The sequence below is a fragment of the Nocardia mexicana NBRC 108244 genome (genome assembly GCF_001613165.1).
GTDB lineage: Bacteria > Actinomycetota > Actinomycetes > Mycobacteriales > Mycobacteriaceae > Nocardia > Nocardia mexicana.
Genome location: NZ_BDBV01000127.1, coordinates 17,321 through 33,354, shown reverse-complemented (window position 1 = coordinate 33,354; position 16,034 = coordinate 17,321). Strand labels below are relative to the sequence as shown.

Annotated in this window: 2 protein-coding genes; both read left to right on the top strand. The window is 72.8% G+C overall.

Features of this window, described 5'->3' with window-relative positions; genetic code table 11:
- Positions 1–16: 16 nt before the first annotated feature.
- Positions 17–15,814 carry a non-ribosomal peptide synthetase gene (locus tag NM1_RS37860; protein WP_084520436.1) on the top strand — a complete coding sequence of 5,266 codons (15,798 nt, stop codon included), beginning with the start codon at positions 17–19 and terminating at the stop codon, positions 15,812–15,814.
- Positions 15,811–16,032, top strand: coding sequence for a zf-HC2 domain-containing protein (locus NM1_RS42795; RefSeq protein WP_068031931.1), 222 nt, complete (start codon positions 15,811–15,813; stop codon positions 16,030–16,032). Before NM1_RS37860 ends, NM1_RS42795 begins: the two co-directional genes overlap by 4 nt.
- Positions 16,033–16,034: the final 2 nt, after the last annotated feature.

The window sequence follows — 16,034 nt, the reverse complement described above, 5'->3', positions numbered from 1 at the left end:
CGCCGCGCTCGCCGGGGTGGCGCGACGCGGCGGGGCCAGCGTGTTCATGGTGGCGCACGCCGCCCTGGCGGCGCTGCTGGCGCGGCTGGGGGCGACCGGCGACGTGTGCATCGGGACTCCGATCGCGGGACGCACCGACGGCCAGCTGGATGCCCTGGTCGGCATGTTCGCGGGAACGCTGGCCCTGCGCACGCATGTGGACGGCGCCGACCGGTTCACCGACCTGCTGGCGGCGGTGCGCGAGAACGATCTGGACGCCTTCGCGCACGCGGACATCCCGTTCGAGCGGCTGGTGGAGGTGCTCAACCCGGTGCGGTCCACCTCGCACCACCCGCTGTTCCAGGTGATGCTCTCCGTGCACGATTCGGTGCCGGAACCGGTGCGCCTGCCGGGCCTCGCGGTGGCGGCCGACGAGATCGAATCCGCCGTCGCGACATGGGATCTGCAGTTCACCCTCGTCGAGCGCTACCGCGGCGACCGCACACCGGACGGTATCGAGCTGCGCCTGATCTACGCCACGGACCTGTTCGACGCCGACTCCGCGGAGGCGATCGCGCGGCGCTTCACCGGACTGCTGTCCGCCGTCGGCGCGGATCCGTCGCTGACCGTCGGCGATGTCGACCTGCTGGACCGGCGCGAGCGGGCCGCGCTGGCACCCGCGCGGGGCGCGGTCCCGGCCGCGGCGGCCACGCTCGGCGACTCGTTCGGCCGCATCGCCGACGCGCACCCGGATCGGGAGGCTGTCCGGGCGAGTGCGACGACCGTGACCTATCGAGAACTCGGCGAACGCTCGAACCGCCTGGCGCGCACGCTGATCGCGCAGGGCGTCGGTCCGGGCGACGTGGTCGCGGTGGCATTCCCGCGCTCGGTGGAGTCGGTCGTCGCCATGCTCGCGGTCGCCGGGACCGGGGCCGCGTTCCTTCCGATCGATCAGCGGCACCCGATCGAACGGATCCGTTATGTGCTGTCCGATGCGCAGGTCCGGGTCGGGCTGGCGGCGCAGGGCGATGCCGCACGCCTCCCGGAGGACGTGCGCTGGCTGACGCCCGGGGAATCGGAGGCGAACGCCGCCCCGATCACCGATGCCGAGCGCATCCGGGCGTTGCACGTCGACGACGTCGCCTACGTGATCTACACGTCGGGTTCCACCGGCACGCCGAAGGGCGTCGCGGTCACCCACCGCGGGCTGTCGAGCCTCGCGGCGGAACAGCGCGAGCGCTACCGCGTCGAACCGACCTCTCGGGTACTGCATTTCGCCTCGCCGAGCTTCGACGCGTCGATACTGGAACTGCTGCTGGCGTTCGAGGCCGGGGCGGCGCTGGTGCTGGCCGGGAGCGAGATCTACGGCGGTGACGAACTGGCGGGACTGCTCGAACGGGAGCAGATCACCCATGCGTTCGTCACGCCCGCCGCGCTGGCCACCGTCGAGGCGGCGGAGCTGCCGCGGCTGCGCTGCGTGATCGTCGGCGGCGATGCCTGCGACGCCGAACTGGTGCGGCGGTGGGCGCCGGGCCGCGAGATGTTCAATGCCTACGGCCCCACCGAATCGACCGTGGCGGTGACGATTTCCGCGCTGCACCCCGATGCCCCGATCGAGCTGGGCCGCCCGATCCGCGGCACGAGCGTGGTCGTGCTGGACGCCAGGCTGCACCCCGTACCGCCGGGTGTGGTGGGTGAGCTCTATCTCGCCGGGCCGGGACTGGCGCGTGGCTACCACCGGAAGGCGGGCGCGTCGGCCGGCCGTTTCGTGGCGAACCCGTTCGGTGCGGCGGGCGAAAGGATGTATCGCACGGGCGATCTGGTGCGGTGGACGGCCGGCGGAACGCTCGCCATGGTGGGCCGCGCCGACGACCAGGTGCAGGTCCGCGGCTTCCGGATCGAGCCGGGCGAGGTCACCGCGGCGGTGGCGGCCTGCCCGGGTGTGCGGTTCGCGCATACGGAGGTGCCGCGCGACACCCTCGGTGCGCCGCGCATCGTGACCTACGTGGTCGCCGCGGAAGGGGCACGGCCGGATCCGGAGGCGATTCGGGACCGGGTGGCCGATCGGCTTCCGGCGCACATGATTCCGGCGGCCGTCGTGCCGCTCGAGTCGATTCCGCTCACCGCGGCGGGCAAGCTGGACCGGCGGGCGCTGCCCGAACCCGACTTCGGCGTGGCGGCGCGGCCGGGCCGGAATCCGGTGACCGCCAACGAGATTCTGGTCGCCGCGGCGATGGCCGAGGTGATCGGGGTGGATCAGGTGTGCGCCGACCACACCTTCTTCGAGCTGGGTGGCAACTCGCTGTCGGCGACACGCCTGGTGGCGCGCATCGCCACCCGGTCGGGACACCGGCTCGGCGTGCGCTGCGTCTTCGAGCACCCGACCGCGTCGGGCCTGGCGGCACTGCTGGACGACGCCGATCGTGACGGGCGCGGCGCCTGGCCGGTGCTGGCGAACAGCGAACGGCCGCAGCGTATTCCGCTGTCGACCGCACAGCAGCGGCTGTGGCTGCTCAACCGCTTCGACATCGCGTCGGGCACCTACAACATCGCCATCGGCCTGTGGCTGTGCGGCGCGCTGGACATCGAGGCGCTGACCCTGGCCCTGCGCGATGTCGTGACGCGCCACGAGAGCCTGCGCACGCGCTTCCCCGACACCGACGAGGGGCCGGTACAGGTGATCGCCGCGGAACACGAAGCGGCCCTGACCGTTCCGGTCGTCGACGGCACGGCCGAACAGGCCGGGGATCGGGCGCGGGCCCTGGCCGCACGCGGCTTCGATCTCACCACCGAGCTCCCGCTGCGTGCCGAGCTGATCCGCACCGGGGATCGAGATCACCTGCTGGTGCTGGTCATTCATCACATCGCCGCGGACGGGTGGTCGCTCGAACCGCTGGCCGCCGATGTGATGACGGCGTACGGGGCACGACGGTCCGGCGCGGCGCCCGCGTGGGAGCCGCTGCCGGTGCAGTACGCGGATTTCAGTGTGTGGCAGCGTGCGGTGCTGGGCGAGGAGCACGATCCCGGCAGCGTGCTGTCGCGGCAGGCGGGCTACTGGACCGAACGCCTGGCGGGCCTGCCGGACTTCCTGGAACTGCCGGTCGACCGCCCCCGCCCGCCCGTGGCCTCGCAGCGCAGCGCCACGGTGACCGCACAACTCGGCGCGGCCCTGCACGGGCGGCTGGCGAGCCTGGCCCGCGGTCGTGACGCGAGCCTGTTCATGGTGCTGCACGCGGCGCTGGCGGTGCTGCTGGCGCGGCTGTCCGGCACGCGTGATATCGCGATCGGAACGCCGATCGCCGGACGCACCGAGGAGCAGCTGGACCGCCTTGTCGGCATGTTCGTCGGAACCCTGGTGCTGCGCACCGATATCGACGGCGGGCGGTCGTTCGACGATGTGCTGGAATCGGTGCGCGCCACCGACCTGGACGCTTTCGCGCACGCGGACCTGCCTTTCGAGCGGGTGGTGGAGCTGCTGAATCCGGTGCGGTCCACGGCATTTCATCCGCTGTTCCAGGTGATGCTGTCGGTTCAGAACTCGGAGCCGGTGCGGATCACGCTGCCGGAGCTCGAGATCAGCGGCGAGCGCATCGACTCGGGCGCGACCGGATTCGACCTGCAGTTCACGCTGACCGAATCGCACGCCTCCGACGGCGGTCCCCAGGGTGTCGAGCTGCGCCTGGACTACGCCACCGACCTGTTCGAGGCGGGCACGGCGGAGCGGCTCGTGGACCGGTACGCCGCGCTCCTCGAGACCGTGGCGCGCAATCCGGTTGCCGCCGTGGGCGATATCGACGTGCTCGAGGCGGCGGAACGGGCGGCGCTGGTGCCTGCCCTCGGCGGCACAGCCCTGCCCGCGGCGACCCTGCCGGAGCTGTTCGCGGCGGCCGCCGCCGTACCGGATCGCCTCGCGCTGCGATGTGATTCGGCGGAGCTGAGTTACCGGGAGCTCGACGAGCGGTCGAATCGACTGGCGCGGGCGCTGATCGCGCGCGGCGTCGGTCCGGGCCACATCGTGGCGCTGGCGCTGGCACGCTCGGTGGAATCGGTCGTCGCCGTGCTCGCGGTGACCAAGGCGGGTGCGGCGTACCTGCCGGTGGACGTGCGCTACCCGGCCGAGCGGATCCGCCACATGCTCGCCGACTCCGGCGCCGGGATCGGCATCACCGCGTCGGATCCCGCGCGGTTGCCGGGGTCGGTGGACTGGCTGCCGATTTCCGAGGGCGTGGACGGGCGCCCGGTCACCGACGCGGATCGGGTGCGGCCGCTGTCGGTGGACGATGTGGCGTACGTGATCTACACGTCGGGCTCGACCGGTGTGCCCAAGGGCGTCGCGGTGACGCATCGCGGCCTTGCGAATTTCGCTGCGGAGCAACGTGATCGGTACGGCGTGGAAGCGGGCTCGCGGACGCTGCACTTCGCCTCGCCGAGTTTCGACGCCTCGGTGCTGGAGCTGCTGCTGGCCTGGTGCGCGGGCGCGACGATGGTGATTGCCCCGCAGGACGTGTACGGCGGGGACGAGCTGGCGGAACTGCTGGAGCGGGAACAGGTGTCGCATGCGTTCCTGACCCCGGCCGCCCTGGCGAGTATCGGTCCGCGATGGCGGCTGCCGCGGCTGCGTTCCCTCGTGGTGGGTGGCGAGGCCGTCGCCGCGGAACTCGTGCAGCGGTGGGCGCCGGGGCGCGAGATGTTCAATGCCTACGGTCCTTCGGAAGCCACTGTCGCGCCGGTACTTTCGGACGCCCTGCGTGTGGAGGGGCGGGTCGAACTGGGCCGCCCGATTCGCGGCGCGAGCGTGGTCGTCCTGGACGCGCGGCTGCGTCCGGTGCCGGTCGGTGTGGTGGGGGAGCTGTATGTGCTGGGATGCGGTGTGGCCCAGGGGTATGTGGGTCGTACCGGACTCACGGCGTCGCGGTTCTCGGCCTGCCCGTTCGGTGCCGCGGGCGAGCGCATGTATCGCACCGGAGACCTGGTGCGGTGGTCGGAAGGCGCGCTGGTCTTCGTCGGTCGCTCCGACGACCAGGTGCAGGTGCGGGGCTTCCGGATAGAGCCCGGGGAGATCAGCTCGGTGGTCGGGACCCTCGCGGGAGTGCAGCTGGCGCACACCGAGGTCCGGACGGACCCGCGGGGCGAGCGCCGGATCGTGTCCTACGTGGTGCCCGCCGACGGGGCGGCCGTGGAACCGGAAGCCGTGCGCCGCCATGCGGCGGGCCGTCTGCCCGCGCACATGGTCCCCGCGGCGGTGGTCGTGCTGGCGGAGATTCCGCTGGGCCCCTCGGGCAAGCTGGATCGCTCCGCGCTGCCGGAGCCCACGTTCGGCGGCGGCGGGCGAGCACCCGAAACGCCGAACGAGCTGCTGGTGGCCGCGGCGATGGCCGAGGTGATCGGCCTCGACACGGTGGGCGCCGAGCACAGCTTCTTCGACGTTGGCGGCAACTCGCTGCTGGCCACCCGTCTGGTGGCCCGGATCGCGGCCGCGACCGGACAGCGGCCTACGGTGCGATCGGTCTTCGAATACCCGACCCCCGCGGCGCTGGGCGCGGCCTTGGAGTCGGGCGAGTTCGATTGCGACACGGCACGTCCCGCGCTGGCGCCGCGGACGCGGCCGGACCGCGTCCCGCTGTCGGCCGCGCAGCGGCGGCTGTGGTTCCTCGACCGCTTCGACACCGGATCCGGCATGTACAGCATCCCGATGGCGCTGCGGATGCGGGGCGAGCTCGACGACCGGGCGCTGGCCGCGGCGCTGTCGGATGTCGTCGAACGGCACGAGGTGCTGCGCACCGTGTTCCCGGACACCGGCGACGGGCCCTGCCAGGTCGTGCGCGAGACCGGTGCCCCGCGGCTGGACCCGGTCGACGCCCCGGACGGATCCCTCGACGCGCGGCAGATCGTCGAATTCGCCACCGCCGGTTTCGATCTGACGGCGGAGCCGCCCTTGCGGGCGCGACTGTTCCGGATCGCTGCGGACGACCACCTGCTGGTGCTGGTCCTGCACCACATCGCCGCGGACGGCTGGTCGCTGGGCCCGCTCGCGGACGACGTGATGACGGCCTACGAGGCGCGCCGACAGGGCGCCGCGCCGGGCTGGGAGCCGCTGGCCGTGCAGTACGCGGACTTCAGCCTGTGGCAGGACGAACTGCTCGGCGACGAGAACGACCCGGAGAGCCGCGCGGCGACGCAGCTCGCGTACTGGCGGGGGGTGCTCGACGGCCTGCCCGAATGCCTGGAGCTGCCGAGCGATCGGCCGCGCCCGGCGGTGGCGTCGCATCGCGGCGCCTCGGTGGCCGCGCGGGTGGACGCGGAACTGCACGGTGCGCTGGTGGAATTGGCTCGTCGGCACGACGCGAGCGTGTTCATGGTGCTGCACGCCGCGCTCGCGGTGCTGCTCGGCAGGCTCGGCGGCACCGACGACGTCGCGATCGGTACCGCGGTGGCGGGCCGCTCCGAGGTCGGGCTCGACCGCCTGATCGGCATGTTCGTCGCGACCGTGGTGCTGCGGTCGCGGGTGGACGCGGACGGTTCGTTCGCCGACCTGCTGTCGGCGGTGCGCGGCGGCGACCTCGACGCGTTCGCGCACACGGATGTGCCGTTCGAACGACTGGTGGAGGTGCTGAACCCGGCGCGCTCCGCCGCCCGCCACCCGCTGTTCCAGGTGATGCTGTCGGTGCACGACGACGCCCCGGTAACCCCGCGGCTGCCCGGACTCGAGGTCGCCACCGAGGAGATCGACTGCGGCACGGCCAAATTCGACATCCAGTTCACGGCCACGCAGACGTGGACCGGCGAACGGGCACCGGCCGGGCTCGACCTGTGCCTGACCTACGCCACCGACCTGTTCGACGCCGCGACCGCGGAATCGCTGGCGGACCGGCTCATCCGGATCCTGGCCGCGGTGGTCGCCCAGCCGCGAATGGCGGTGGGAGACATGGATCTCCTGAACGACCGGGAACGCGCGGCACTGGTGCCCGCGCACGGCGGTGAAGCGGTCACCCCGGTGCCGCTGGCGGACTGCTTCACCGCGACGGCGGCGCGGTACGCCGAGGAGGCCGCGGTGCGGTGCGATGCGGTCGAGCTGTCGTATCGCGAGCTGGACGAGCGGTCGAACCGCCTGGCGCGGGCGCTGATCGGCCGCGGTGTCGGTCCCGGCGACGTGGTGGCGGTGGCGCTGGCCCGGTCGGTGGAGTCGGTGCTCGCCGCGCTCGCGGTGACGAAGACGGGCGCGGCCTTCCTGCCGATCGACACCGGGTACCCGGCTGAGCGGATCCGGCACATGCTGTCGGATTCGGCGGTCCGGATCGGCCTGACCGCCTCGGTCGACGCGGCCACACCGCCGGGATACGTGGTGTGGCTGGCGATCTCGGAACTGGACGGCGATCCGGCCCCCGTCGGCGATGCGGACCGGGTGCGGCCGCTGTCGGTCGACGAGGTGGCGTATGTGATCTACACGTCCGGTTCCACGGGCGTGCCCAAGGGCGTCGCCGTGACCCACCGCGGCCTGGCGAACTTCGCCGAGGTGCAGCGCGACCGCTACGGCGTCGAACCCGGCTCGCGGACTTTGCATTTCGCGCTGCCCATCTTCGACGCCGCGGTCCTGGAGGCGCTGCTGGCGTGGTGTGCGGGCGCGACGATGGTGGTCGCGCCGCCCGACGTGTACGGCGGGGACGACCTGGGGCGGCTGCTCGAACGGGAGCGTGTGACGCACGCGTTCATCACGCCCGCGGCGCTGGCGAGCATCGACTCGGACCGGCGGACGCTGCCGCACCTGCGGAGCCTGGTCGTCGGCGGCGAGGCCTACGGCGCGGAACTGGTGGAGCGCTGGGCGCCCGGCCGGAGGTTCCTCAACGGCTACGGCCCGACCGAGACCACCATCATCATGCTGCTGTCGCAGCCGCTGTCGCCCGGCGACCGGCTCGGGCTGGGTGGGCCGATCCGCGGTGCGGGCGTGGTGCTGCTGGACGGGCGGCTGCGCCCGGTCCCGCCGGGTGTGGCGGGCGAGCTGTACGTCCTGGGCTGCGGACTGGCGCGCGGATATGTGAGCCGCGCGGCGCTGACGTCCGGCCGGTTCGTGGCCTGCCCGTTCGGCGAGCGCGGCGCGCGCATGTACCGGACCGGCGACGTGATGCGGTGGTCCGGCGGCGAACTGGTGTTCGTGGGGCGCTCCGACGATCAGGTGAAGCTGCGGGGCATGCGGATCGAAATGGGTGAGATCACCGCGGTGGTCGCGGCACTCGCGGGAGTGCAGTTGGCGCACACCGAGATTCGCGAGGACGAATCCGGGGAGGGCCGCATCGTCACCTACGTGGTCCCGACGGAATCGGCCGAGCCGGATCCGCGGACGCTGCGCACCGGCGCCGCGGAACACCTTCCTGCGCACATGGTTCCGTCGGCGATCGTGGTGCTCACCGAGGTGCCGCTGACCCCGACCGGCAAGCTCGACCGCAAGGCCCTGCCCGCGCCGGTGTTCGACGCCGCGGATCCACAGGGCCGTGCGCCCGCCACCCCCACCGAGATGCTGGTGGCCGCGGCGATGGCGGAGGTCGTCGGCCGCGAGACGGTGTGCGCCGACCACAGCTTCTTCGATCTCGGCGGCAACTCGCTGTCGGCCACCCGGGTGGTGGCGCGGATCGTGTCGGCGACCGGCCACGCGCTCACCGTGCGTTCGATATTCGAGCACCCGACTCCCGCCGGGCTGGCCGAGCTGATCGATGCGGCCGCTCCGGGCGGCGAGGCGTCGCGCCCGGCGCTGACCGCGGGCGAGCGGCCGGAACGGATCCCGCTCTCCCCGGCGCAGCAGCGGCTGTGGTTCCTGCACCGCTTCGATCCCGGCTCCGGCGCCTACAACATCCCGCTCGTGCTGCGGCTGCGCGGCGACCTGGACGCGGGCGTGCTGGAGACGGCCATCGCCGACGTGATCGACCGGCACGAGGTGCTGCGCACGATCTATCCCTCCGACGTCGACGGCCCGGTGCAGATCGTGCTGCCCGCGCAGCCGCCGCGGCTGCCGGTGACCGCATGCGCATCGGACGAGGTGGAGGCCGCGATCGCCGAATTCGCCACCGCCGGTTTCGATCTCGCGGTCGACCCGCCCGTGCGGGCCAGGCTGTTCCGGCTGCGGCCCGACGAGCACCTGCTGGTGCTGGTGCTGCACCACATCGCCGCCGACGGGTGGTCGCTGGCGCCCCTGGCGACCGATGTGGCGGCGGCCTACGAGGCGCGCCGTGCGGGCACCGCACCGGCATGGGAACCGCTCGGCGTGCAGTACGCGGACTTCAGCCTGTGGCAGCGCGCGGCGCTCGGCGACGAGGACGACCCGGACAGCGTGCAGGCACGGCAGGTGCGGTACTGGACCGAGCGCCTGGCCGGACTGCCCGAATGCCTCGAGCTGCCGAGCGACCGGCCGCGACCGGCGGTGTCGTCGCATCGCGGCGCCTCGGTGGTGTCCGCGGTGGGCGCGGATGTGCACGGTGCGCTGGAGGACCTGGCGCGCAGGCGGGACGCCAGCATCTTCATGGTGCTGCACGCGGCGCTGGCGGTGCTGCTCGCGCGCATCGGCGACAGCCGCGATATCGCGATCGGCACCGTGGTCGCGGGCCGCACCGAGCCGCAGCTGGATCCGCTGATCGGCATGTTCGTCGGGACGCTGGTGCTGCGGACCGCCGTGGACGACGGCAGGCCGTTCATCGAACTGCTGGATGCGGTGCGCGATGGCGACCTGGATGCGTTCGCGCACGCCGACATTCCGTTCGAGCGGCTCGTGGAGGTGCTGGAACCGCGGCGCTCGACCGCGCACCATCCGCTGTTCCAAGTGGGGCTGTCGCTGCACAACCTGGCTCAGGCGCGGCTGCGGCTGCCCGGCCTGGAGGTGGTCAGCGAGGATATCGATCCGGGCATCGCGAAGCTGGATCTGCAGTTCACGGTGACACCGTCCTGGGCGGACGACCGGCCGGGCGGTTTCGAGGTCTGCCTGACCTACGCCACCGACCTGTTCGACGCCGAGACCGCGCAGGCGCTGTCGGAGCGGTTCGTCCGGGTGCTCGGCGCGATCGTGGCGCGCCCGGACGCCGCGGTCGGCGACATCGATCTGCTCGGTGCCCGGGAACGGGCGGCCCTGGTCCCCGCTCGGGGTGCCACCGCCGCGGTCCCACTGTCGCTCCCGGCGCTGTTCGACTCCGCCGCCGTCGATTCGAATCAGATTGCGCTGCAGTATGATTCGCTGCAGATCAGCTACGGCGAACTCGATCGCCGGGCGACCCTGCTGGCCGCGTCGCTGATCGAGCGCGGTGTCGGCCCCGGCGACGTGATCGCGCTGGGCATGGCCCGATCGGTGGAATCGGTGGTCGGCTCGCTCGCCGTCGCCAAGACGGGTGCGGCGTTCCTGCCCGTCGACGTGCGCTATCCCGCCGACCGCATCCGGTACATGCTGTCGGATTCCGGCGTCCGGATCGGCATCACCCGGCCCGCGGACCGCGCGTCGCTGCCCGGCGAGATCGCCTGGCTGACAGCGGAAGAGGCCGGCACGCCCGCAGACGAGGCGCTCGCCACCGTGCGCAACCGGCGCGTGCGCGACGACGACCTCGCCTACCTCATCTACACCTCCGGATCGACCGGGCGGCCCAAGGGCGTCGCGATCACGCACCGCGGCCTGCACAACTGCGCGGCCGAGGTGCGCGCCCGGTTCGGCATCGAACCAGGCTCGCGCACACTGCATCTGGCGTCACCGAGCTTCGACGTGGCCATGCTCGAACTGCTCATGGCGTGGAGCGCGGGAGCGACCATGGTGATCGCGCCCGCCGACGTCTTCGGCGGCGACGAACTCGGCGCGCTGCTCGACCGCGCCGAGGTGACCCACGCGGTGGTCACCCCGGCGGTGCTGGCGACCGTGGATCCCGACCGCTGGCCGCTGCCGCGCCTGCACCGGCTCATCGTCGGTGGTGAAGGCTTCGACGCGGATCTCGTCGCGCCCTGGCTGGCGGGCCGCCAGGTGGTCAACGGATACGGCCCGTCCGAATCCACGATCGCGACCACGCTGTCCGAGCCGCTGCGGCCCGGCGCGCCCATCGTGCTCGGGCGCCCGATGCGCGGCGTGACGACCGTGGTGCTGGACCCGCGGCTGCGGCCGGTCACCCCGGGCGCCGTCGGCGAACTGTACGTCGGCGGCATCGGACTAGGCCGGGGCTACCACCGCAGGCCGGAGCTGACCGCGGCGAGGTTCGTCGCGAATCCGTTCGGGGACAACGGCGAACGGCTGTACCGGACCGGGGATCTGGTGCGGTGGACGCGGACCGGAGACCTCGTGTTCGTCGGCCGCATCGACGACCAGGTGAAGATGCGCGGATTCCGGATCGAGCTGGGCGAGATCACCACAGTCGTCTCTGCCTGCCCGGGAGTGCGGTTCGCGCACACCGAGATTCGCGCCGACGCCGCCGGACGGTCCCGCATCGCCACCTACGTGGTGTGCGACGAGCGGGCGGTGCGCGCGGTACGGGAGTTCGCCGCCCGGCGCCTGCCGCCGCACATGGTGCCGGAGGCCGTCGTGACGATCGCGTCGGTGCCGATGACCCCGAGCGGGAAGATCGATCGAAAAGCGTTGCCGGAGCCGGTCTTCGATGCGATCGGCACCGGGCGCGCCCCGGAGACCGACGGTGAGAAACTGGTCGCGTCGGCGATGGCGGAAACGGTCGGCCGCGGCGAGGTCGGCGCCGATCAGAACTTCTTCGAACTGGGCGGCAATTCGCTGTCGGCCACCCAGCTGGTGGCCCGGATCGCCGCCGCGGGCGGGCCGCGCCTGGGCGTGCGTGCGGTGTTCGACCATCCGACGCCCGCCGGACTGGCGGCGCTGCTCGACGCCACCCCGGCCGCGGACCGCCCGGTCCTCATGCGGCGCGAGCGGCCGGAGCGGATCCCGCTGTCCGCGGCGCAGCAGCGCCTGTGGTTCCTGAACCGGGCCGACACCGCCTCCGGCGCCTACAACATCCCGGTGGTGCTGCGCCTGCGCGGCGAGCTCGACACGGCGGCGCTGGAGCAGGCGCTCGGCGACGTCGTGCGGCGGCACGAAACGCTGCGCACCGTCTTCCCGGATTCGGTGGACGGCCCCGGCCAGGTGATCACGACCGCCGAGGTGCCGCTGGAGACCGCCGAGCTGGGCGCGGACGCGGTCACCGAGTACGTGCGGCGTTCGGCCGCACGGGGATTCGACCTGACCGTCGAACTCCCGGTGCGGATGGCGCTGCTGCGCGTGTCCGCGGGGGAGCAGGTGCTCGTCGTCGTGCTCCACCACATCGCGGCCGACGGCGGCTCGGTGCTGCCGCTGGCCACCGATCTGGCGACGGCCTACGAGGCACGGCTGCGGGGCGCGCCGCCGCAGTGGGCGCCGCTGCCGGTGCAGTACGCCGATTTCACCCTGTGGCAGCGCGAAGTGCTCGGCAGCGACGACGATCCGGACAGCGCGGCGGCCGCGCAACTGGACCATTGGCGCCGCACACTGGACGGTCTGCCACAGTGCCTGCCCCTGCCCACCGACCGCCCCCGGCCCCCGATTCCCAGCCATCGGGGCGCCACCGCGACCGCGACCATCGACGCCGCGGCGCACCGGGCGATCCACGAGTTGGCCCGCCGGTACGACGCCTCGGCCTTCATGGTGCTGCACGCCGCCCTGGCCGCACTGCTGTCGCGACTGAGCGACAGCGGCGACATCGCGATCGGCACGCCGCTGGCCGGGCGCGACGACGTACAGCTCGACCGCCTGATCGGCATGTTCGTGGGAACCCTGGTGCTGCGCACCGGAATCGACCGGGCGCGCGGATTCGACGAGCTGCTCGCCACCGCGCGCGAGACCGATCTGAACGCGTTCGCCAATGCCGACATCCCGTTCGAGCGGCTCGTCGAGGCCTTGGACCCGGTGCGCTCCACCGCGCACCATCCGCTGTTCCAGGTGATGCTGTCGGTGCACAGCGCGGCACCGGTCGGCCTGCGGCTGCCCGGGGTCGCCGTCGAGGCCGAGCAGGTGGAGGTCGAGACCGCCAAGTTCGACCTGCAGTTCACCTTCGTGGAGTCGTTCGCGAGCGCGGACGAGCCGGACGGGATCGAGCTGAGCGTGACCTACGCGACCGATCTGTTCGAGGGACGGACCGCGGAGCAGCTCGCGGAGCGGTTCGTGCGGCTGCTCGCGGCCGCCGTCGCCGAACCCGGGCGCGCCGTCGGTGACCTCGACCTGCTGGCTCCCGCGGAGCAGCGTGCGCTGTCGCCTGTTCGCGGTCGGGAGTCCTGCGGCACAACGAGATTCCCGGATCTCTTCGCCGCGGCCGCCGCTGTGGATCCGGGCGCGGTCGCGCTGCGCTGCGGCACCCGTGACATGACCTACGACGAGCTCGACCGGTCGACGAACCGGCTGGCCCGCGCGCTGCTCGCGGCGGGCGCGGGCCCGGAGCGCGTCGTGGCGGTCGCGCTGCCGCGGTCGATGGAGTGGGTGTCGGCGGTGCTCGCGGTGGCGAAGACCGGCGCGGCCTTCCTGTCCATCGACCCGGCCTATCCGCGGGACCGCAAGGACTACATGGTCGCGGACTCGGGCGCACGGATCGGCGTGACCGTCTCGGCCTGCCGGTCCGACCTGCCGGACGGCCCGGAGTGGCTGGTGCTGGACGAGGCCGACACCGCGGCCCTGTCGCAGGCCCCGATCACGGCGGGCGAACGCGGCATCCCGGCGCGGATCGACCACCCCGCCTACATGATCTACACCTCGGGCTCGACGGGAATCCCCAAGGGCGTCACCGTGACGCATGCGGGCCTGGCCGACTTCGCCGGGGAACTGGCGGAACGGGCGACGGTGCGACCGGGCGCGCGAGTGCTGCATTTCGCCTCGCCCGGATTCGACGCCGCGGTCCTGGAACTGCTGCTCTCGGTGGGCGGCGCGGCGACGCTCGTGATCGCACCCGCCGACGTCTACGGCGGCACCGAGCTGTGGGATCTGCTTGCCGCGCAACGGATCACGCATGCCTTCGTCACGCCCGCGGCCCTGGCGACCGTCGACCCGGACGGCCTCGACGACCTCGAGGTGGTCATGGTCGGCGGCGACCGGACCGGACCCGAACTCGTCGAACGGTGGGTGGTGCCTCGGGGATCGGATTCGGCACCGCGTCGCATGTACAACGCCTACGGACCCTCCGAGGCCACCGTCGCCGCCACGCTCAGCCACCCGCTGCGGCCGCGGACGCCGGTGACACTCGGCGGCCCGATCCGCGGATTCGGCCTGCTGGTCCTCGACGCGAGGCTGCGGCCGGTCCCGGCCGGGGTGCCCGGCGAGCTGTACCTCATGGGCCACGGTCTGGCTCGTGGATACCACGGCAAGCCCGGACTGACGGGTGCGCGGTTCGTCGCGAATCCGTACGGGGCACCGGGCGAGCGGATGTACCGCACCGGGGACCTGGTGCGGTGGGTGCCGCACGCCGCCGAACACGAGGTCGACTACCTCGGGCGCACGGACGACCAGGTGAAGATCCGCGGCTTCCGCATCGAGGTCGGCGAGATCGACGCCGCCCTCGTGCGGCACCCGGAGGTGGATCACGCGGTCACCGTGCCGCGCCACCTGCCCAGCGGGGCGCAGGCGCTGGCCGCGTACGTCCAGCTGGTGCCGGACGGCCGGTGCTCGGCCGCCGACCTGCGGGCGTACCTGATGGACATGGTGCCGAACTACCTTGTGCCACAGGCGATCACGGTGCTCGACGCGCTGCCGGTGACGGTCTCGGGCAAGGTGGATCGCGCCGGGCTGCCGGAACCGGAGTTCACCGCGGGCGCGCCGTACCGGGCACCGGCCGGCGCCACGGAATCGGCGCTGTGCGCGGCCTTCGAGGAGGTGCTCGGCGTCACCTCGGTCGGCGCCGACGACAGCTTCTTCGACCTGGGCGGCACGTCCCTGCTGGCGACCCGGATGGCGGCGGTGCTGCGCGAGCGGCACGCTCTCGAAGTGCCGGTGCAGGCGGTGTTCCTCGCCCCGACCCCGGCGGGTATCGCCGCGCGCATCGGCGCGTCCGGCCCCGGGGACGCGGCCATGGCCGACACCGCCTTCCGGACCGTGCTGCCGATCCGCGCGCACGGCGCCCAGGCTCCGCTGTTCTGCGTGCACTCCGTGAGCGGCGTGTCGTGGAGCTACGCCGGGCTGGTCACCCATCTGGAACCCGAGCGTCCGGTGTACGGCCTGCAGATGCCGCACCTCACCGACGGGACCGGTCCGAGTACGGTGCCGGAACTGGCCGCCCGCTACATCGAGGAACTGCGGCGGGTGCAGCCGGAGGGCCCGTACCACCTGCTCGGCTGGTCGCTCGGCGGCCTGATCGCCTACGAGATGGCGGTGCAGCTCACCGCGGCGGGAGAGACGGTCGCGCTGCTGGCGCTGCTGGACAGCCGCGTGCTGGCGGGTGAGCCGGAGCCGCCGGAGCCGAGTACCGGCGAACTGCTGGGCGCCCTGCTCGACGACGACGAACTGCGGGAGACCGAGGTGACGGCCGAGGAGGCCGCGCGCCTGCTGCGCGAGCGGCCCGGACCGTTCGCCGCGCTGACCCCCGGGCATATCGAGCGCCTGTACGCCGCCTACCTCGCGGGCAGCCGGATGGGATCCCGGTATCAGCCGCCGCGGTACGAGGGCCCGCTGCTGTACTTCACCGCGGCAGCGGACTCCGGGCCGAATCCCGGTGCGGCACAGTGGAGTCGGTTGGTCGGCGGCGAACTGCGCGAGCATCCGGTCGACTGCACCCACGGCGCGATGACCGGCCCGGAGGCGCTCGCCGACATCGGGACGGTCCTGCGGGAACAGCTCGGTGCGCGCACGGATGCCGAATCGTGACGGCGGGTTCGGAATGGCACGGTCTGAGCGGAGCATACGTACTGGATGCCCTCACCGATGCCGAACAGGAGGTCTTCGAGCGTCACCTGACCTGGTGCTCGCGCTGCGCGCAGGAGGTCGGGGAGCTGCGGGAGGTGGTGGTGCGCCTGGCGGAATGCCTGGCGTGCCAGCCCGATCCCGAATTGCGGGCGCGCATTCTCGCGGACCTCGCGGAGTGATC